Annotated in this window: 20 protein-coding genes; 7 read left to right on the top strand and 13 right to left on the bottom strand. The window is 37.7% G+C overall.

Going from position 1 to position 21,024, the window contains the following annotated elements:
- Positions 1-11: 11 nt before the first annotated feature.
- The 4 genes from porA to TSYNT_RS08110 form a co-directional block, all read right to left on the bottom strand.
- On the bottom strand, positions 12-1,193 hold the full coding sequence (gene porA / locus TSYNT_RS08095) for a pyruvate ferredoxin oxidoreductase (RefSeq protein WP_059033000.1): 1,182 nt from the start codon (positions 1,191-1,193) through the stop codon (positions 12-14).
- Complete coding sequence (locus TSYNT_RS08100) at positions 1,183-1,524, bottom strand: 4Fe-4S binding protein (RefSeq protein ID WP_059033001.1); 342 nt, start codon at positions 1,522-1,524, stop codon at positions 1,183-1,185. The genes porA and TSYNT_RS08100 overlap by 11 nt, the downstream gene beginning before the upstream one ends.
- The gene (locus TSYNT_RS08105; protein WP_059033002.1) at positions 1,521-2,099 is read right to left on the bottom strand and encodes a 2-oxoacid:acceptor oxidoreductase family protein; all 579 of its coding nucleotides are present in this window, start codon (positions 2,097-2,099) and stop codon (positions 1,521-1,523) included. Before TSYNT_RS08105 ends, TSYNT_RS08100 begins: the two co-directional genes overlap by 4 nt.
- A 346-nt stretch (positions 2,100-2,445) precedes the next feature.
- On the bottom strand, positions 2,446-3,996 hold the full coding sequence (locus TSYNT_RS08110) for a coenzyme F420-0:L-glutamate ligase (protein WP_059033003.1): 1,551 nt from the start codon (positions 3,994-3,996) through the stop codon (positions 2,446-2,448).
- 266 nt (positions 3,997-4,262) lie between these two features.
- Between TSYNT_RS08110 and bcp the strand changes: the two genes are divergently transcribed.
- Positions 4,263-4,727, top strand: coding sequence for a thioredoxin-dependent thiol peroxidase (gene bcp / locus TSYNT_RS08115; protein WP_059033004.1), 465 nt, complete (start codon positions 4,263-4,265; stop codon positions 4,725-4,727).
- Between the two features lie 26 nt (positions 4,728-4,753).
- A complete protein-coding gene (locus TSYNT_RS08120; RefSeq protein WP_059033005.1) occupies positions 4,754-5,011 on the top strand; it encodes a CPF_0552 family protein in 258 nt (85 codons plus the stop codon).
- Positions 5,012-5,195: 184 nt separating this feature from the next.
- On the opposite strand, the gene TSYNT_RS08125 is transcribed toward TSYNT_RS08120, so the two are convergent.
- Positions 5,196-6,281 (bottom strand): VIT1/CCC1 transporter family protein, encoded by a 1,086-nt coding sequence (locus tag TSYNT_RS08125; RefSeq protein WP_059033006.1) that lies wholly within the window; start codon positions 6,279-6,281, stop codon positions 5,196-5,198.
- 195 nt (positions 6,282-6,476) lie between these two features.
- Here TSYNT_RS08125 and TSYNT_RS08130 point away from each other — a divergent pair, with 195 nt between their 5' ends.
- A complete protein-coding gene (locus TSYNT_RS08130; protein WP_059033007.1) occupies positions 6,477-6,869 on the top strand; it encodes a CBS domain-containing protein in 393 nt (130 codons plus the stop codon).
- A gap of 2 nt (positions 6,870-6,871) precedes the next feature.
- On the opposite strand, the gene TSYNT_RS08135 is transcribed toward TSYNT_RS08130, so the two are convergent.
- From TSYNT_RS08135 to TSYNT_RS08170, 8 genes are all read right to left on the bottom strand, one after another.
- Positions 6,872-7,549, bottom strand: a complete 678-nt coding sequence (locus tag TSYNT_RS08135) for a GGDEF domain-containing protein (RefSeq protein WP_059033008.1) — start codon at positions 7,547-7,549, stop codon at positions 6,872-6,874.
- A gap of 151 nt (positions 7,550-7,700) precedes the next feature.
- Positions 7,701-10,688 (bottom strand): type I restriction endonuclease subunit R, encoded by a 2,988-nt coding sequence (locus tag TSYNT_RS08140; RefSeq protein WP_059033009.1) that lies wholly within the window; start codon positions 10,686-10,688, stop codon positions 7,701-7,703.
- A gap of 19 nt (positions 10,689-10,707) precedes the next feature.
- On the bottom strand, positions 10,708-11,616 hold the full coding sequence (locus TSYNT_RS08145; protein ID WP_059033010.1) for a DUF5655 domain-containing protein: 909 nt from the start codon (positions 11,614-11,616) through the stop codon (positions 10,708-10,710).
- Positions 11,617-11,631: 15 nt separating this feature from the next.
- Positions 11,632-12,969 (bottom strand): restriction endonuclease subunit S, encoded by a 1,338-nt coding sequence (locus tag TSYNT_RS08150; RefSeq protein ID WP_059033011.1) that lies wholly within the window; start codon positions 12,967-12,969, stop codon positions 11,632-11,634.
- Positions 12,966-14,984: a type I restriction-modification system subunit M gene (locus TSYNT_RS08155; RefSeq protein WP_059033012.1), complete on the bottom strand. Its 2,019-nt coding sequence runs from the start codon at positions 14,982-14,984 to the stop codon at positions 12,966-12,968. Before TSYNT_RS08155 ends, TSYNT_RS08150 begins: the two co-directional genes overlap by 4 nt.
- A 177-nt stretch (positions 14,985-15,161) precedes the next feature.
- Positions 15,162-15,896 (bottom strand): ABC transporter permease, encoded by a 735-nt coding sequence (locus TSYNT_RS08160; protein ID WP_059033013.1) that lies wholly within the window; start codon positions 15,894-15,896, stop codon positions 15,162-15,164.
- 1 nt (position 15,897) lies between these two features.
- Positions 15,898-16,863 (bottom strand): ABC transporter ATP-binding protein, encoded by a 966-nt coding sequence (locus TSYNT_RS08165; protein WP_059033014.1) that lies wholly within the window; start codon positions 16,861-16,863, stop codon positions 15,898-15,900.
- Complete coding sequence (locus TSYNT_RS08170) at positions 16,835-17,272, bottom strand: ArsR/SmtB family transcription factor (RefSeq protein WP_059033015.1); 438 nt, start codon at positions 17,270-17,272, stop codon at positions 16,835-16,837. Before TSYNT_RS08170 ends, TSYNT_RS08165 begins: the two co-directional genes overlap by 29 nt.
- A gap of 230 nt (positions 17,273-17,502) precedes the next feature.
- Between TSYNT_RS08170 and TSYNT_RS08175 the strand changes: the two genes are divergently transcribed.
- The 4 genes from TSYNT_RS08175 to TSYNT_RS08190 are packed head-to-tail and all read left to right on the top strand — an operon-like array spanning position 17,503 to position 21,020.
- Positions 17,503-17,802: a PTS sugar transporter subunit IIA gene (locus TSYNT_RS08175; protein ID WP_059033016.1), complete on the top strand. Its 300-nt coding sequence runs from the start codon at positions 17,503-17,505 to the stop codon at positions 17,800-17,802.
- A 17-nt stretch (positions 17,803-17,819) separates the two neighbouring features.
- Positions 17,820-19,172 carry a PTS sugar transporter subunit IIC gene (locus TSYNT_RS08180; protein WP_059033017.1) on the top strand — a complete coding sequence of 451 codons (1,353 nt, stop codon included), beginning with the start codon at positions 17,820-17,822 and terminating at the stop codon, positions 19,170-19,172.
- A gap of 40 nt (positions 19,173-19,212) precedes the next feature.
- Positions 19,213-19,545, top strand: coding sequence for a PTS sugar transporter subunit IIB (locus tag TSYNT_RS08185; protein ID WP_059033018.1), 333 nt, complete (start codon positions 19,213-19,215; stop codon positions 19,543-19,545).
- Entirely contained in the window at positions 19,542-21,020 is a 1,479-nt protein-coding gene (locus TSYNT_RS08190; RefSeq protein WP_059033019.1) for a M81 family metallopeptidase, read from the top strand. Before TSYNT_RS08185 ends, TSYNT_RS08190 begins: the two co-directional genes overlap by 4 nt.
- Positions 21,021-21,024: the final 4 nt, after the last annotated feature.

Consider the following 21,024-nt stretch of genomic DNA (forward strand, 5'->3'; position numbering starts at 1 on the left):
TTCGCACCTCCCTATTCCCTAAGTCCTAAATATCTTACAAAATTGTCGGCTTTCCCTGTCTTTATTATATCAGCAAGATCATTGTAAACCTTTTCTACATCCTCAAGCCTTAAATCTCTTCCGCCAAGACCATATACATAGTTTACGACTTTTATATCATTTTTTAAATCATACAGTGAATTCCTTACATCGCCAAACATCGGACCTCCAAGGGTCGAGAATGTTTCTGCCCTATCTAGAACCGCAACAGCCTTTACACCCTTTAGTGCATCGGCAATTGCTTCATGAGGGAACGGTCTAAATGCTCTAGGTTTTAGCACGCCGACTTTCATCCCTTTTGCCCGAAGCTCGTCGCAAACTCCTTTTGCGCTGCCGGCAGCAGAATTCATTACAACGACTGCCATGTCAGCGTCATCGAGCTTGTAAGCATCTATTAAACCGTATTTTCTGCCGGAAATTTTTTCATATTCTTTACCGATTTCCTCAATTACTCTTTTAGCAGCTTCCATTGCCGCCACTTGTTGGTATTTATGCTCAAAATAGTAATCATACATATCAAAATTGCCCATCGATATTGGTTCTTTTACATTTAGTAGGTATTCTTCCGGTTTATATACTCCAACAAAATTCTTAACTGTTTCATCATCGAGTATCTCAAGTATATCAAGAGCATGGCTTGTTATAAAACCATCATAGTTGACGCTGACCGGCAAATGTACATCAGGATGCTCAGCAATGCGAACTGCCTGTATCATGTTGTCATATGCTTCCTGAGCATTTTCAGAAAATAGCTGTATAACACCGGATTGCTTGATTCCCATAGCATCACTGTGATCGCAGTGGATATTTATGGGAGCGCTTAATGTACGGTTAGCTACAGCAAAAACGATGGGTAATCTCATAGAAGCTGCTATATAAACTACTTCAAACATATAAGCCAAGCCCTGGCTCGAAGTGCATGTCATCGCTCTTGCGCCTGCTGCTGATGCGCCCATTGTAGCGCTCATTGCACTATGTTCGCTTTCAACTGTGACAAAATCGCTATCAACTTTGCCATTGGCTACAAAAGAGGAAAACATTTGAACAACTTCAGTGGAAGGAGTTATCGGATAAGCCGCGACTACATCTGGGTTAATTTGTCTCATCGCTTCAGCAACAGCCTCATTTCCGGTTAAGGCAACTTTATTTTCCATTTTCCTTCGCCTCCTCCTCTTTTTCTATTTCGTCTTCAGAAATCATGCTTATTGCATGGGTAGGGCACACACTTGCACAAATACCGCAGCCTTTGCAGTGCTTATAATCAAAAGAACCAAACTTGCCTTCATCAGGTATTATAGAAGCATCCGGGCAGTAGCGCCAGCATATAAGGCAGTTAATGCATTTTTCTCTGTCAATAATAGGCCTGTTGGTGCGCCAATCACCTGTTTCATAAAGTACACTATTGCCGGGTTCATATATATTACCGGCTTTTGTAAGTTGTTTCCAATTCATCTTGGGGTTTATAAATTCTCTAGGAGCTGTCATTCGCCCTTCACCTCCCGGTAGGCTCTTTCGATAGCTTTTATGTTGCCATCTATGACTTCGGGCTTTGTTCTAAATTTCTTTTCCAGTTCTCTCTTTACATTTTCGATAAATTCTTCATAAGGCATAAAGCCGGTCGCTTTTATAAAAGCTCCCATTAAAGGCGTATTTGGAATAACTCTGCCAATAGTCTCCAGCGAAATTTGATTTGCATCGACAGTGAATATTTTCCCGCCTTTTAGATTAAGTTTTTTTCTGACTTCTTGAGGAGTTTTTGTGGTATTTACAATGTAAATACCGTCTTCTGGTACTCCTTCAGTGATTTTTTCGCTAAGCAATGTAGCATCCAGCACAATAACAATGTCCGGGTTAATTACATTTGAATGAATGTGAATGGGTTCATCACTTATTCTGTTAAATGCAAGAATTGGAGCTCCCATTCGCTCGGGACCGTATTCAGGAAAGCCTTGAACATATTTGCCCATTTGAGCTATAGTTTCTGCAAGCATAAGCGCTGCAGTCTTGGCTCCCTGGCCGCCTCTTCCGTGCCAGCGTATTTCCAGCACTTTCTTTGACATAAAAAATCCTCCCTTCAACCAAATATCATTTATATTTATTATAGACTAGATTTTAACATTTAGGGCAATTATTTTGATAAATCTGGAACTGTTGTAATAAAGAACTATGTTTTACGATGTGTTATAATACATTTAACCATAAACGCTAGTACAGTCTACTTATTATAGTATTTTCAAGATTTTATAGGATATAACAGCTGTTCTGCTTAAGTATAACAGACTGTTAAAAAGTGGTCAAGATTCTTTTATAAAATTTATAAATGGTATTTTAAAAATGTTGCTTATAAATATAAAGAACGCGGATTATATTACATAAGCCACGTTCTTTATAGTGCTCTAATTAACTTTACTTATTCGGTTTTGCATATTGAAAGCCTCTCACAAGAACAATAGGCGTTCCTGCATCTGCAGAACCTGCCACAAGATCGGCTAATGTACCAATAATGCTTGTTACATTTCGCGGAGTTGTTCCAAGGCTTTCTCCTGTTACTTTATCCGTTTTATTCTTAAGTATGTCTTCGATTTGCTCTTTAGTGTATCCTTTATTATATAGTGTATCCAATTGCAGTTTAAGTTTTGTGCCGGTCCTAAGAGCTGCACTTTTAAGTCCTTTGCTTACTCCTATCGCAGGACGAGGGTCTGCCATCTCGAATATTCCTGTATCCGGATCCTTATATGCTCCGTCTCCAAAAATCAAAACCTCTACGTCTTTTCCACTAGTTTCTTTAATTTTCGTCTTAATAGCATCAGCTGTTCCATCTGCATCGCCGGGCAAAAGTTTAAGCACGCCTTTTTCGAAATCCGATACATTAGAACCGATTACACCCCACGGACCCGGCCCCATGTCTTTAAGCGTTATAACCGGAACCATTGCGCCGAAGGATGCAAAAAGTTCTTTTAGCTTGTCGCGCTCATGAACCGCCGAGATACATACGCCGTTAATATATCCGCGGTCATAAACTTTAAGCGGGTTATTTGTGAAAAGTACTTCTCCTTCTGCATTACCTTCTTTTATCATTTCTAAATACAAATCTCTGTAGTCCATGCCTGTAATGGGGTGAGAAAACTTAATGCTGCCCAGTTCATCGATATAGACTACATCCGGATCGTGGTAGCTTTCAAGCTGAGAGCTGTAATCGTAAATTTTTGGTTCTTCAGCGCTTTCGGCATTTGCTACGATCACCTTATGGTGTCCTAGATCAACTCCTATTGCCAAGGCTATTTCTGCGCCTTCTACATCTTTTTTGATTTCAATAACTTTATCTTTGGCTTTTTGTAAATTAGCAAATGTTACTTCGGCAACGCCAAGCTTGCCTTCGGGAGTTTTTACTGTCAAATCTGCGATGCCTGTCCCTGTGATTTTTCTGATGCTTATAATATTATAACCAAGCTCTTGTAGTTTTAACGCCGCTATAATTTCGCGTATCAGCACGTTTAGCTGTGGTGTATTTTCTCTAGCTTCTCTAAGGCTTTTTAGAACCTTTTTTAGTCGAACTCTTGTAGTTGCAAATTCCTCATCCATTACCTGATTACCCACTTCATCAAACGGCATCGAAAACTGAACAATGACCTTTCCGCCGCGAGTAGCCATAGCCATCGCTTTCATTATCAATGCAAATCTGTTTCTGCTTGCAATCGGGCTGATAACTGCCAGTGTACTTTTTGGCTGCAGGTTTAATTTTTTTTGAATATCTTCAGCAAGCTCACTGCAAGAAATATAGCGGTTTTGTGAGCGGGCAACTACCGCCTCCGTTACACATATAATGTCATCATTTTCTACAAATGGCTTTACCGTATCTGCTGCGATTTCGGTAATGTCATCATTGGGGAAAATAAGACCTGTTTTAATACCTATTGCCGCTACGCCTGTATTTGTAGGAAGAGAAATTTTATCCATGGGACAACATCCTTTCTTTTCTGTATGGAGTACATTAAATTTGCTCCATAAGATATTATACCAGTAAAACTAAAAAATGCACTACTTATTAAAAAAAATCCATATAAAATTTTTATTTTTACACGAAATGTTCGGATATTGGCCTTGAATCTTATTTAATAATAATTATTATTGACGGATTATTCAAAAGCATGATAATATATTTATGTAGGGCAAGTATTTACAAATAGAACTTTTGATTTAAAAAAATAATGGGAGGCGTTTTTATGCTAAAGGAAGGTGACATTGCTCCTGATTTCGTCTTAAAAGAAGCTAGCGGGCAAGAAGTCCGACTATCAGATTTTCGAGGCAAAAAGGTAGTTTTGTATTTTTATCCAAAGGATAATACTCCGGGCTGCACCAAGGAAGCATGCAGTTTCAGGGATGTTTATGATTACATTCTTGAAGAAGGCGCTGTAGTAATAGGAATTAGTCCTGACAGCCCAGACTCTCATCAGAAATTTAAAGCAAAACAAAATCTGCCTTTTTATCTTTTAAGCGATGAAGATCATAAAGTTGCAGAGGCTTATGGAGCGTGGGGAGAAAAGAAAGCATACGGAAAAACTTCAGTGGGAATTATACGCTCTACTTTCATCATAGACGAAGAAGGTAAGATAATAAAAGTATACCCAAAGGTTACGCCTGCCGAACACGGCAGTGAAATACTTGAGTTTTTAAGACAAGCTAAATAAAAATAAAATCACCAGGAGGGATTTATATGAGCTGTTACCATTTAATGGCTGTATTAATCAATCATCGTGTAGAAAATGCAGTTCAAGTGCAACAAGCACTCACAAAGCACGGGTGTATTATCAAAGTGCGGCTTGGCCTGCACGAAACTGATAATGTCTGCGCAGATGATGGCTTGGTTTTGCTGCAGCTTGGCGGCAGCGAGGAGGAACGCAAGGCTCTAGAAAACGAGTTAAATGCTATACCCGGTGTCAAGGCTAAAAGTCTTGAGATTTGCTCCGATTAGGTTGCAAATTTGCAAAGGAATACCGGGGCCGCTATATGATCATACATAAAGCCCCGCAGAAAATTAAAAGCCATGCATGTAAAAAGTTTTTATTACTTACATGTATGGCTTTTAATTATGTGAATCTGTAAATAAAAGTTTGGCAACAGCCCTTATGAAATTTTTTTGTTTGATGTGATTTTATTTATGCGCTGATTCCAAATACATTTTGAACCAAAAGACCAAAGACATAGGAAATTGCAGCAGCCCCCAAACCTGTTATTACCATCTCCGCTATTTTGCCCTTTATGTTAGGATTTCCCGCTGTAACGGATACAATAGTAGCCACACTAGCCAAAGCCAAAGCTGCCAGGAGAGCAGAGAGTCCTAAAGCGGCAAATGATGAACCCATTATAAAGTAAGGAATTACGGGAAAACCGACACCTATGATATATGCAATTCCTGTAAATATTGCTGATTTTATCTCGTTTTCGTTGGATTCTTCCACGAGAAGGCTTACCATCGATTCATGATTTTCACCTATTTTGTCAGCTACTTCTTTTCCTACATCTTCAGGCAAGCCGGATTCCGTAAGTTTATCTATTAACTCTTTTTTAGCCCTATCTTTTGAAACACCAAACAACAATTCCAGTTTCTTTTTTACACCTTCATTTACCTGGCGCTGGGAGCGCACAGAAATGAAACTGCCTATGGCCATTGAAAGCGCCCCTGCAAGGCCTACTACTAAACCGTTTATTCCCACAAACAATGGATTATTCGGATATACAGCCGACAAACCTGTCACGGCTCCTAAAAGCTCTACCAGGCCATCGTTCATTCCCATGATAAAATCTCTAATATTGCCAACAGGAAGTGCGCTTTGTTGATTTTCAAAGAGGCTTTCATGGTCTAATTCATCTTCAATTATTTTTTTAAGAACCTTTCTTTCATCTTCGGACATTTCTGCAAACTGTAAGAATTTATAATAAGTTTCTGTGCTCAAAGACTCAGTCATTTCTAAAATAGATAAATAGAGTTTGGGACCTAGTATTGCGCGAATTATCTTTGACCAAGTTAGAGCAAAAGAGCTGCTACCGCCGGAAGGTGTATGACCTCTTTTTTCAAGAAATTTTCGCCAAAAATTTGCGTGGGCTGTTTCAATTTGGCAAAGTTCGTAAAAGTTTTTCCTCATCTCTTCGTCTTTTTCAACTTTTGAAAGGTATCCATAAAGCTTCGCCGCATTTGTTTCTTCTTTATAAAATGATAATGCTGCACTAATTTCGTCGAACATCTTAACCACCCCTTCTTATATATCCTTTTGCTAATTACTATTATATTTCATATTAAACAATATTCTATATATATTACCCTTAACCAGTAAAATTATTTTAACATATTATTTCTTTTTATGCTGTCGATATTACTGTCAAAAGATGGTATATTAAAGGTAGAAAGGCGGCTGTATTACTCAAGAAAGGGTGATAGCATGAAAATCAGAGAAATAATGAAGTCTCCCGTCATAGTTTTAAAACCTAAGGAGACTGTAGAAAAAGCGCTCGAAATAATGAATAAGGAGAAGGTGAATGGCACTCCCATTGTAGACGATGACAACCATTTAGTTGGAATGATTGTAAAAGCAGATATATACCGTTTTTTGATGGATCGAGGCCACTATAAAAGTTGCCCGGTAGAGTGGGTCATGACAAAAAATGTCATAAAAGCTCATGCAGACGAGGAAATTTTAGATGTAGCAAAGCGGCTCAGGGATTACAATATTATTGCTTTGCCTGTGGTAGAAGACAATGATGAGGTTGTTGGAATTATTTCGTTTGAAGATATATTGGATTATTATATAGCAAAAGAAATGAACAAAAACTAAATCTATTCTTGATGCAGTGTTATAAGATTTTTAATGAGTTTTGCCTTATAAAGAGCCTTATCTGCCATATTTATCAAATCTGCAGCCTGAACAAGCTCCTGAGCAGAGGCGATTCCGCCTGAGATGGTAATTTTACAGCCGAAATCATACTCCTCTATGATGCTTCTTATGCGTTCGAAAACTGCTTTTGCTCCGGTTGAATTAGTATCCGGCATAACTATTACAAATTCCTCCCCGCCCCATCTTGCAATAATATCGGTTCTTCGAAGGTTGTCCTGTAATATTTGTGCTATTTCTTTCAATACTTCATCACCAAAAAGATGACCATATCTGTCATTTATAGATTTGAAATTATCTATATCCAGGATTGCAAGTGATAAAATTTTATCAGCTCTCTGATCTTTTAAATCTCTCGTAAGATCATGTAATATTTCATTCAAATATCTTCTATTCCAAAGTCCCGTCAGCTCATCTTTGTACGCAGAAAAGTATAATTTCGCAAGAAAATATCCCGTGCAAAGCCAAAAAGACGTATGAATAGTTAAATATGCAGGGGCAAATCGCCTTTCAAATGTATTTTCATTTAGATGCTGAACATATAAAGCCCAAGGCGATATTCCAACACCTATCCACGAAAGAAATATGAAAAATAATTTCAATGAATGCCTCTTTTTAATCATTTACCCACCGCCCCTAACCGCTTATTATACCATTGTACATCAATTGCACGGCATTTGCAAACGTTTTAGTTATAGCATTTATATTAAACTTTGCCCGCGATTGCACTTAGAAGACAAACTTCTTGGCGTGCTCGGACTACATCCAAAGCACCTATGCGCCTCTATTAAGCTTCTCATAGGTCTCGGTCAGCATATATTCCATAAGGGCATTCCTAAACTGTTCATCATCTAAGACGCGAGTGAAAAATGTTCGGTTCTGGTCCATTCTGTCAACTACCTTATTTATAAAGACTTTTTCAAAGGCAAGTCTAAAATCATCGATGGTGTTTGTCTTAGCTTTCAGGACTAAGTCTTTATCTGCTGCAAACTCTTCTTTAATCTGCTCTACAGATAACTGATCTGCTTTTGTAAAGTCAGTGCCAAAGCGTTCATTAAGACGCTCAATAATGCTTGACAAGTATTCTTCTTCGCTTTCGCGCACCATTCCTCCTCCATATCTTGGCGGAGAAACCGGCACATTTTCATAATTTTCTCCAAGCGAGATACTTCCTTCGAATGTCTTTTTAGCCGTATAATATTCCATAGCAATTTCATCTGCCAGATGAATAGCAGAACCCTTTTCCTTAGGCAGCTTTTTTAGCAGATATGTTAAATACACATACAGCTTATGCAGCTCTATATCCTCGAAGGGTGTTATCTGAAGGATAAAAGAATAAAGTCTTATATACTTTGCTGCTTGGCTGCTAAAATCCTCCTTATGTTCTTCGTCTAACTTTTTAAATCTTTCTACCGCCGTATCTATAAGGCTGTTTAATACAGCTCTGTCTTTTGAATTCTTTTTTTCCTTAGGTTTAAAATATATATAAGCAAACTTATCCAGTTCTTCCTTAATATACACTCCGCAGGCATCAAGCATCGTCTGAATATCATAGAGCAAATTCGGCTCTGTCACTTCTTCCACAATAGTAGCCTCATAATAAGGCTTAAAGGATTCCTGAATATCTTCTGCCTTATTTACAAAGTCAAGTACAAAAGTATCTTCTTTCCCTTGACAGGTTCTGTTTAGCCTAGATAGAGTCTGAACAGCTTTTACTCCTGATAGCTTTTTATCCACATACATTGTATGCAGAAGCGGCTGGTCAAAACCTGTTTGGTATTTTTCCGCAACCAAAAGCACTTGATACTCATCAGTTGCAAAGCGGTCCGGAAGCTCTGATTCTTTAAAGCCGTTCATATCGCTTTCCGTATATTCTATGCCTTCGTCCCTTACTATCCCCGAAAATGCTACTAATGTTTTTAGCCCTTTATAGCCCATCTTTTTGATGTATTCATCGAAGGCATGTTTGTAGCGCACTGCATGAAGCCTGGAACTTGTTACAACCATAGCCTTCGCTCTTCCCCCTATTTTATGACTGGTCACATTTCTGAAATGCTCCACCATTATTTCAGTTTTTTGGGCAATATTGTGGGGATGAAGGCTTACATACCTTGTAAGAGCCTTCGTTGCTTTAGCTTTGTCAAAAGCAGGGTCGTCTTCTATCTTTTTTGCCAATTTAAAATAGGTTTCATAAGTTACATAGTTTCGAAGCACATCTAAGATAAATCCCTCTTCAATAGCCTGTCTCATTGAATACAAATGGAAGGGGTGAGGCAAACCGTCTTCACCTATAGTTCCAAACATTTCCAGTGTTTTAGCTTTGGGGGTTGCAGTAAATGCAAAAAAGCTAATATTGGGCTGCCTTCCTCTCTTCTTTATTGTATTTAAGATTTCTTCTTCAGGATCGTATCCTTTGCCCTCTAGTTCTTCGTCCAGTCTTGCTGCTTCTTCAAGACTGCTTGCCGACAGCACTTCTTGTAAAGAAGCCATATTTTCTCCTGTACTGCTTGAATGAGCCTCATCTATAATAACAGCATATTTGCGGTTTTCCAGTTCTCCCACTTTTTCAATTATAAAAGGAAATTTTTGCAGTGTAGAAATAATAATCCTCGCACCGCTTTTTAGGGCCTCAGCCAGCTGGCCAGAGTCCTTATCTATTTTTTGAACAACTCCGTGTTTATGTTCAAGCTGATAAATGCTTTCCTGCAGCTGCCTATCTAAAACTCTTCTGTCTGTAATAACGATTACCGAATCAAAAACCGAGTTATCTTCATTATCATGTAAATTAGCAAGGCGATGTGCAAGCCAAGAAATAGAGTTAGTCTTTCCTGATCCTGCACTGTGCTGCACAAGATAGTTCGTTCCTGCTCTCTTTTCTCTTACATCAGCTTCTAGCTTTCTTACTACATCTAATTGATGATATCTTGGAAATATGACTTTTTCTGAAATATAAGTTTTTCCATCTATGTCTTTTTTCTCTTCAGTTTCAATGAATACAAACCTCTTTAGTATATCCATTAAGCTATCCTTTTGGAGTATCTCCTCCCAAAGATAAGCTGTTTTAAACCCATTAGGATTTTCCGGATTGCCTCTGCCTCCATCTTTTCCTTTATTAAAAGGTAAAAAGAAGGTCTTATCTCCTGCAAGCCTTGTCGTCATATAAACTTCCGAGGTATCTGCCGCAAAAAATACTATGGCTCTTTTTTTAAACTGAAAAAGCAGCTCATTAGGATTTCTGTCCTGCTTATACTGCATTATGGCATCTTCATAAGTCTGACCAGTAAAAGGATTTTTAAGTTCCAGCACCACAGCAGGAAGACCATTGACACAGATGAGCATATCAATGCTATTTTCGCTTTTTGTGCTATAGCGCACCTGCCTTGTAACAGATATGCGATTCTTTTTGTAGAGTCTTACCATTTCCTCGTTTAATTTACTGGCAGGCTTAAAATAAGCAAGGTCCAAATATATGCCATAGTCCTTAATTCCATGCCTTAACACATCGATCATACCCCGATTGTTAAGCTCTCGGTTTAATCTGCTCAGTATCTTAAATCTGTACTGATCTTTATAGATTTCCCTTAATTTTTCCATCTTCTTAGGTTGAGTGTCCTCTAAAAACTCAAAAAGAATCTTAGCATCAACTGCAAACTCCCTATTGTAGTCGGCAGGATCGCCCTTAACATAACCCGAATTTAAAAGATGCTCCTGGATATATTCCTCAAAACCTTTTTCCAAAAGCTCTGCAGGAGTTTTAGCCAATTAACTCACCTCAAATAAACTAATTTTCATCATAGCTTTTTGCTATAAGTTCTTTAGCCTTTTCAAAATCATCCCTATTATTTATCCTAACTTCCAAATTCCCGGTACCATAATGACCAATATTTCTTACATCTCTGGTAAAACCTTCTTTTAGTTCCACTTCGTCAGGGTTTATATTTAAATACATAAGTACTGTTCTATTCTTTGGATAAATTTCCACGCAAGCAAAATTTCGTATCTTTTTAAAGGCAATGTAATATTTTAAAACCTTTTCCTGTATGTCGTCTCCAAGGCTTAATATAAAATCCCTAACTGAATAATACATGTCCTGCAGTTCCTCATCGGCTTGTTGAAGATTCTCTGTAACAGTTTTATATACGTTCGATTTGGTTATGCCATCATCGGAAATGTTTGCTGTTTGTGAAGCTGTAGTAACATTAACCAGTTCAAATAAAATTAAATCATCCACATATTTTTTATATCTGATAAGTTCTATATTCCTATTAATTTGCTTTACAGCATATTCATCAAACTTTGTAAAGTCACCTGCAACACATAAAAGTCTCGGCATAGACCATTCTATCTTATCGGCAATATCTTTCCCTAGTTTCTCCATAACAAGTAATTTAAACTCTGCCTTATGGTCCATTAGCCAATCAAGATAATATAAACCTTGATTTATTACATTCTCATTTAAAGCCCTCTTATATTCTAATATTACTGGGCAATAGTTCTCATCAATGCCCAAAGAGTCAATGCGCCCACCATGAGTTTTCCCTGTAGAATATTCTGAAGCTAAAAAGGTTATGCCAAAAAATGCTTCCATATTATTCTCAATTAAAGTTTGAATAGACTTTTCGATAGCTACCGAAGTACCTACAAGCTCTTTTACTCCGTTTTTGATGCTAAAAAGTTTTAAATCACCCATACAATTTACCCCCATCTAACTAACAGCAGCATAATCTCTTACATCAATTTTGCCCGTCACCGCTTCAAAAATAAGGGCTTGGCGGTATTCTTTGAGTTTCTGGATTTGTTCTTGGATTTCTGATACTAAACTGTCGATTTCAGCAGTTTTTTGGTCGAGGAAGTTAGCGATGGATATTTGTTCGTCAAGGGGAGGTAATGGTAGCCTCATATTTGCATATTTTTGACCATTGAAATTGCTGATTGTCGATGTTACTAATGCTATTTTAATTTGACTATAAAAGCTCTCTGACTTTGTAAAATAAAATAAATATCGGGAATAGTTATATTTATTGGCTCTAAATTTAACTAGATAACTCGCATAAGTGCACTTTCCGTATTTATCCTCATCGAAATAAAGCGAAATTCCCAGCGAACCACTTCTAGATACTAAAATATCCCCAGTTTTTAAAATATTTTTTCTTTCCTTTTCTATCGGGATAAAAACGCCTTGCATTTTGCTATCTAAATTTCCTAATTTGTTTATATCAGTTGCTCTTATTAGTCTTATACCATCTTCCGTATAGCTCTCTGACGGTTCATTTAATCCATAAATTGCAGATTCGATACATGCATATTTCAGCTTTGTGACCTTCCACCCCTCGGGTATATCCCCTATCCACTCAATCCCCGAATCCTTCATCTTTACATTTAGGTTAAGACCTTTTGTTACTGCTTCGGTTATAACTGCCTGCCGCTTTTCCTGAAGCAGTTCAATCAGTTTTTCTTTATCCGCAATCAGGTCGTCTATTTCCGCAGTTTTTTGGTCGAGGAAGTTGACAATTTCTCTCTGCTCACTCAATGGCATCAATAAACACTCAAAGTTTTTCAAAGACTCATTATTTATGATTGGTAACGTTGTATAATTGGAAATATTTTTTATTACTTCTTGGTTAGCATGCAACCAGTAATATAAATAATCACTGTTCACTTTTTGCTCATCAGCGATTATCCCCGTTATCTGTTGGTTAAAACTTCCATCAATTCCTAATATAGCTACTTTACCAACAGTAGCTCCAATGCCAACAACTATTATAGTTTTTTTTGGAAACAATCTTGCCTCATTATCAATAATAGCTATGCTACTAATCTTTCTTTTTGACTCACGTAATACCTTGTCTTCTAAAAAATCTCCTGGTGTAAACCATTGAATTTCTCCATTAAAATAATCCTCATTTTTTGTCGTTGGTGTCCTTCCTGTTTGAATTAATTTAACTATACGTTTCAGAGGTTCTACCTTCCACCCCTCAGGTATCTTTCCTATCCACTCGATGCCGGAATCTTTGTATTTGTCATATCTTTTAAAGTTGCTCATTCGCCTATCACCTTTTGGAGTTTTTGCTGGATGCTTTTTTCAAGTTGTTTTATTTCTTCTAAGATTTCCTCGGAAGGTCTTAGTGGTTCATATTTATAAAAATGTCGCGTGAAGGGGATTTCGTATCCTATTTTTGTCTTGGATTCATCTATCCAAGCATCAGGCGCGTGGGGTTTTACTTCCCGATTAAAGTAATCATGTATGTCTTCTTTTAGGGGCACATTCTCTGTATCTCTTAAATCCGGATCCGGTTCAGGATTTCCTTTGGCATCCAGACAGACATCCGCTGTTTCATCCTTTTCAGACAGGGCTGAAATAATAGCTTTAAGCAGTGTATTATCAAGCTTTACATCGCTGTTTTTGAAGGCTTTTTTAAGCTCTTTTGTAAATACATCTCTATTTTTATACATAATATCAGAATTCATAGTTTTCAGTACCGCTATAATCTGCTGCTGCAATTTCTTGCCTTCTTCTATTTCGCGAAGACCCGCCGCACCTTTTTTCTTAGATTCGGCAAGTTTTTGAAAGGCTCTTTCATTGTAAAGGTTGTTTATCCTCTCCTCGGTTACTTGAAAGTTTAGTCTTAAAGGTCTTTCTACGACTATCTTCCGGTAGCCAAAGTCTTCGTTGTCAAAAATTTTGCAGTATTCGTTTTCCTTAAATTCTCCGTATATCCGCGTAATTTCCTCTATCTGTTCTTCGCTGATTTCATTTCTCTTATTGCCGAGGCTTTTTCTCATCTTCTGGTAAAAGTCTACTGCATTTACCAGCTGTATTTTCCCTGTTCTTACAGGACCTTTCATCAAATCATTGTTTTTGCGGTTGGTTACTATCCAAATATAGGTAGAAATGCCTGTATTATAAAATAGCTGGTCAGGTAGAGCAATAATTCCTTCCAACATATCATTTTCAATTATCCAGCGCCTTATTTCTGATTCCCCCGAACCTGCATCTCCTGTGAACAAGGGCGAACCATTGAATATAATGGCAATACGGCTGCCCTTTTCGTCTTGTTTCATCTTCGATATTAAATGCTGTAGGAACAAAAGAGAACCATCTGATATCCTGGGAAGACCTGCACCAAATCTGCCGTTAAATCCTTCTTTTTCATATTCTTCGCGGATAAACTTTTCTGCTTTCTTCCATTCTACCCCAAAAGGGGGATTCGTCAGCATATATCTAAATGTTTTATCCTTGTGCCCATCTTCTGTAAAACTGTCACCTAAAATAATGTTGTCTGCATCCTGCCCCTTTATGAGCATATCAGATTTGCAAATGCTGTAGGACTGCGGATTTATCTCTTGACCGAATAATTCCACCTGTATGCCCGGGTTTAGTTCTTTCAAATATTGCTCGGCAACTGAGAGCATACCGCCGGTACCGGCACAACAGTCATAGACAGTTACGACAAGACCCGGAGTTGTCAAACTTTCCTTATCCTCATTTAAAAGTATATTTACCATAAGCCTTATAACTTCTCGAGGCGTATAGTGATCGCCGGCTTCAGCGTGTTCGGAAAATCTTCTTATAAGCTCCTCGAATATATAGCCCATCTCTGTATTGCTTACCACATCGGGATGTAAATCTATCTTATTAAACTCAGATACAATAAGATAAAGCAGGTTATTATCATTAAGTTTTGTAATCTGCTTGTCAAAATCAAAATGCTCTATGATTTCTCTGGCATTCTTTGAAAAACCGTTGATATAGTTTCTTAAATTGCTTGCGATGTTATCAGGGTCTGCCAGTAATTTTTCAAAATCATATTTGCTTGTATTGTTGAATTTCTGTTTCGATATTTTATTCAAAACAGGGTCCATATTTTGAAGCCCTGTTTTCTTTAAAGCTTCATACTCTTTCAATACTTCTTCCTTAGTTTCTGCCAAAACACAATCAAATCTTCTAAGAACAGCCATCGGGAGAATTACGTCTCCATACTGCTCTTTTTTGTAAGGACCTCTTAAAAGCTCTGCTATGCTCCATATAAAATTAACCTTGTCTTGAAAGTTGGTCAAATATATCACTCCTGCTGCATGTATTATAAATTTTTTAAATCTAACTTTTATCAGATTTAATATCGTATGTACAAAATTATACCAAGCCATATGTTAATATTCTATATTTATTTCGGTTTTCCTTTGTTTCGGGTATCTTGCGGAGAATTTTCCACATAAAAAGCACCCTTTGGGTGCTCATAAGATCCACTTTCTTTCTATATTTCTATGGCAGAGGTGAAATAGCAGCAGGACAAAGATCAGCAGGGCTAGGATATCCAGGAGGATATTGAAAGCAGGGGGCCCTATGATAGCGCCTTTGAGCATGTCGGTTCCATAGGTCAGCGGCAGGCAAAAGGAGATAAGTCTTAACGGGGCAGGAAGTTGGCTGATTGGTATAAACAGTCCGCATAAAAACAGCATGGGAAACCTGAAGAAGTTGGAAAAGGTCTGTGCCTCGAAAACTTCCTTTGCCGATACGGCAATAAATAGGCCTATTAAGGCAGAAGTAGCCGCAATGAGAAAAATCGCAGCAAGTACTGCTGCCCAGTTTATTTTGCTCAAATCTATAAAGAAAGCTGCAAAAACAGCCGGCACAAAGGCATTAACTATCCCGAATATTACTGCGCCGGATAATTTCGCAAGAACCATCATGTTAAGACTTATTGGAGCAAGGAGCAGTCTGTCAAAGGAGCGTCCTTTTTTCTCAAAGGTAATCGTAACAGCCAGCATCGAGGTTGTTCCAAACAGCACGCTCATTGCCATTAGTCCCGGCAGCAGTTCTATGATTTCCACATGTTCAGGTGAGCGGAGAAGCTGCATTAGCGTCCAAGAAACAGGAAAGATGATTCCCCAGCTGATGTTAGGCGGTTTTAAATAATAGTTTCTAACATCTTTTTTTAAAATATTCCAAAATGCAATCCATGTTTTCATTTTATTTTCCTACCCTCTCTTTTTCTTTTTTTAGCATAGGAGCTTCGATTCCTGTTACGCTGACAAATACATCTTCAAGAGATGGCTTTATCTCTATTGCTTCATAAACCGATACTCCCTTACTGTCTAAAATCCGAAGGATAGGATATAGGGCTATGCGCTCCTTTGAAATAATAATGCAGGAGTTTTCTTCTTGTATTTTGAGCTTGCAGTTCTCTAAGCTGCTTTCGATTTCATCCTTTATATCTTCAATACTTTTATCGAGCACAAGTTTCATTTTGTGTTCATGCTGCGCATTTTCCAAAAGCTCTTTCACGGTGCCCACTTTTACAATCCTTCCATTTGCAATAAAGGCAACCCTGTCGCATACACGCTGAGCCTCTTCAATATAGTGGGTGGTAAGAAATATTGTCTTGCCCTGCTCTTTTAAGCTCACTATGAGCCTTCTTATCTGTCGAGCGCTTTCCACATCTATGCCCGTAGTCGGCTCATCTAAAAACAGAATCTTAGGATCGTGTATAATCCCTGCAGCGATTGTAAGCTTGCGTCGCATCCCTTTGGAATATGCTTTAAATGGACGTTTTCCCGCACCGACTAAATTAAACTCTTCCAGTAATGCTCGCGCCCTTTTTTCCCGCTCATTTTTCCCTATTCCATATAAAGAGGCACAAAAACAAAGATTTTCGAAGCCGTCCATCTCATCATATAAATTATTCTCATCAGGAACCACTCCTATAATCCCTTGAACCTTTTTAACCTCCCTTACGGCATCAATACCATAAATTACAATATCACCGTCGGTAGGTCTTGCAAGTCCGATCATCATGTTGATAGTTGTAGTCTTGCCCGCTCCGTTGGGTCCTAGAAAGCCAAATATTTCCCCTTCATCTATCTCAAAGGAAATATCATTTACCGCGCAAACTTCTCCAAACATCTTTTTAAGATTCGTGACAGTTATGATTGGCATCTTGTTTTCCGCCTTCTTTTTTACTGCTGCCGTGGCAGAAAAACCGAACCTTCTCGGAGCACTCCTGCCCGGTTTTTTGCATATGGCATTGTTGTTTTTCGTTGTGATTGCAGTCTTCTTTTTCTTTAAAATTGCAGGGCTTGCGCTGGATGTCCGCTAACTCTTCAATTTTTGATGCAAGCTTATACAGAACATCTCGATTTACATCATAGTGCATATAATAGCCTCGCCTTTCGCCTTCGAGCAGGCCTGCCTCTTTTAACACTTTTAAATGCTGAGATACAGCAGCTTCCGAAATCCCCAGTTCATCAGCCAAAGTTCTCACACAGTAATTATGCTCTAATAAAATCTCAATAATTTTAAATCTCGTATCATCGCCCAAAGCCTTTAGTATAACTAACATATCCATAAACTGCCACCTTCCAATTTTAATTAAATATTTACTTAATTCAATTGTAGCACGGTTTTTGATTAAGTCAATGCTTAATTAGTCTATGAGGATTGATTTTTATACTAAATACTAAATTACCACTTACCTGGCAATTTCAGATTTGAAAAATCCAGTAAACACATGATAAGTTTAAAATACAGACAGATTTACAACATAAATTACAAATATTTGCTAAGAAGGAGGAAAATATGACAAAAGAAGAAGTACAGCTCTTGGCTTTTAAAATCATTGCAAATGCCGGCGAAGCATTAGACTGCTTTTATAATGCTGTTTTGCTGTATAAAGGAAGCAATGAGGACGAGGCTTTGAAAAAACTAAATCGCGGTAAAGAAATTTTAAATGAGGTGCATAATTTACAAACGGAACTGATACAAGCTGAAGCAAACAATGAAGAAGTGCCATATTCCTTAATAATGACACATGCTCAAGACCACTTAAACAGTGCTATAAATTGGGAACGCATGGCAAGTCTATTATTGAAAAATTAATGGGGGGCTTGATTCACGTGAATAATTTTTTAGACAAATTCTCTTCTGTAGTAGAAAAGTATCTGTCTCCAATCACCGGAAAGGTTGCTCAAAATAAGTATCTACAAATAATTGCAACTTCATTTATGACAATCCTTCCAATAATTTTGATAGGTTCATTTTCTCTAATATTATCAAGGCCTTTTCTTGATTATAATATGCTGGAACCAAACAGTGTTTTATACGGCTTTTTTAAGGCATGGGCACAGTTTTCTGAGGTATATGGTCCTCATTTGAGTTTCTTATTCGGTATAACATTAGGAAGCCAAGCCTTATACTTGAGTTTAGCAATAGCTTATAACACAGCGTTAAAAAATGATATGAACACATTTCTTACAATGCTTGTCGCGTTTATATCATTTCTATTGATTAATAGCCAGTATGTGCAGTGGAATTGGGATACCAGCTATTTTGGAGGAACAGGATTGTTTTCTGCCATTATTACTACGTTTGTTTCAGTAGAGCTGTATCATTGGTTTGTAAAGAAAAAACTCGGGTATATTAACTTTCCGGATACAGTGCCTGCATCATTGAGGAATTCCCTTGGAAACTTGGTTCCAATAACCCTTATATTTATAATAATGCTGTTGGGAAGAATACTGCTAGCTGAAGGTTTTAACACTTCTTTCCCTGAAATAATGATGGCAATAGGCAAGCCGCTAAACCTTGCAGTAGATACTATTTGGGGAATCTCGCTATCTTCAACGTTTGCACAAATTGGGTGGTGGTTTGGTATTCACAGTAGTGCTATACTATCAGTTGTAATGCCGTCACTTGAGGCAAACACACTGGAAAATGCAGCGGCGTATGCTGCGGGTGCATCGTTAAAGCAGCTGCCCAGAATAGTAACTTCACCTTTTTATTTTAATTTTGTTGCAATCGGAGGCGGAGGCGCTACTTTAGGTTTGGTGTTTTTAATGCTAAGAAGCAAGTCTAAGCAAATACAAACTATAGGCAAGCTTGCTATTGTTCCTGGAATTTTTGGAATAAACGAGCCGGTTCTCTTTGGTCTACCTATTGTTTTAAACCCTATTTTCCTTATTCCTTTTCTTTTGGCTCAAATTGTAAATATCATTTTATGCTATGTTCCTATGAGTATGGGATTAATAAATAGGACATTCGTAAATGTAAGTTCTACAGTTCCTGTAGGACTTGGGCAGTTGTTATCAAGTCTTGATTATAAATCACTGATTTTAACAGTAGTGTGTATTATAGCTGATGTAATAGTGTACTATCCCTTTTTTAAAGTTTATGAAAAACAAAAGCTGCAGGAAGAAGCAAATACGTCAAATTTAGAAGACGTAGATCTAGAAGAAATAGAAGTTTTATAACTTATGCGTGTAACGTTGAAATTTGCAAGGAGGAAAAAACATGGATGTTTTGTTAGTTTGTCAGGCAGGTATGAGCACAACAATTATGTGTAAAAAAATACAAGAAGCAGCAGCAAAGATAAACGATCACATAAACATAGTTGCTGCAGGTTTGGAATCAATTCCAAAAAGTGCTGAAAATAAGGATATTGTGTTGCTTGCGCCTCAAGTTAAGTATGCAGCCCAAAATATAAGAAAAGAAGTTGACCCGGCTATTCCAATTATGATAATCAGCCCGGAAGATTATGGGCTAATGAAAGGGGATGCAGTTTACAAAAAGATGAAAAAGGTGCTTGAGTCTAAAGCCGGTGAAAAGGGGCAAACACAGAAATGAAAGTCTTAGCAGGGCATTTTAATTCAGAATCAAATGAACATGCATATCAAAAAATGGGTTTTGAGAATTTTATTTTTAAGTATGGCGAAGACTCTATAGATGCAATGGGGATAAGAGATATTTTTGAGAACAATAACATAGAAATAATCCCTAGTATTTATGCAAATGGTCATCCAGGCGGTTTAGTTACAAAAGATGCTTTTGATTTTATTCTGACGCGAATTTTGCATACTTTAAAGAAAAACCTAAGTGAAATTGATGGTATATTTCTTTATCTGCATGGCGCAAGTAAAGTAGAAGATTTGGAAGGGGATTCCGGAGAGCATAAAATATTAGAAGAAATTAGAAAAATTACCGGTCCGTATCTTCCAATCGCTGTAGTCATGGATCCTCACGGCAATCTATCAGAGCAATTTATTGCTAATACAACAATTGTGAGATGCTACAGGCATTCGCCTCATACAGATATACTGGAAACCCACAGAAAAGTTGCAAAATTATTTGTAGATCTTTTAAAAAATAAAAGGTATCTAACGCCAGTTTATAGAAAGGTCCCTATTATCATTGGCGGCGAGAAATCTGTATCAACAGATGAGCCTATGGTATCTATTAATAAATACCTGGATGAAGTGGAAAAGGACGAAAGAATATTATCGGCTTCATTTCATATAGGATACCTTAGGCATGATGGGGACAAATTAGGCTGCTCTGTTGTAGTCGTTCCTTGCGATGAAAAACATAAGGAATACGCAAATGAAACTGCTGATAAAATCTATGACTTCGTTCTTGCGCGGCGATATCAATTTCACTATCATGGAATTGTAGATGAACCTGATAAAGCACTTGAAAGGGCTATTAACCATCAAGGAAGACCGGTATTTCTAACCGACTCCGGCGATAATTGCGGAGCAGGGGCAGACGGTTACAGTAATTATGTTTTGCGACAGTGTCTTGATTTAAAAGACTACAACAATAAAACAATTCTTATAGCTGGAATAGTAGACCAACAAATATATCCTGTCTTATTGAAAAAAGATGTTGGCGAGAAAGTAGAGCTTGATTTGGGAATGGGTTTAGATAAACAATCCACAAAGGTTCATATTAAAGGAACGGTTATTTCCAGGGGAGTTGTAGGCAAAGATTACATTAAGCGACCTGATATAGGCTCTGCTATTACTATAAAATTAGACAACTACCCAATCAGCGTAATCGTGCTTGGTGAATCTGTAAGTTATACAGAACTGGAGCAATTCAAGTACTCAAATGTAGACATTTTGCAATATGATGTAATCGTGGTAAAACAGGGATATATTTCTCCGGATTTTCAGGCAATAAGCCCATTTTGCATAATGTCTCTGACAGATGGACCGACAAACCAGCGAACTGAAAAATTAGTATTCAAGCGTATTAAACGCCCCATGTTCCCATATGATAATATAGATTATAGGATTGAAGAAAGTAATGTAAATTCGTGAGGAA

The sequence above is a fragment of the Tepidanaerobacter syntrophicus genome (genome assembly GCF_001485475.2).
Taxonomy (GTDB): Bacteria; Bacillota; Thermosediminibacteria; order Thermosediminibacterales; family Tepidanaerobacteraceae; genus Tepidanaerobacter; species Tepidanaerobacter syntrophicus.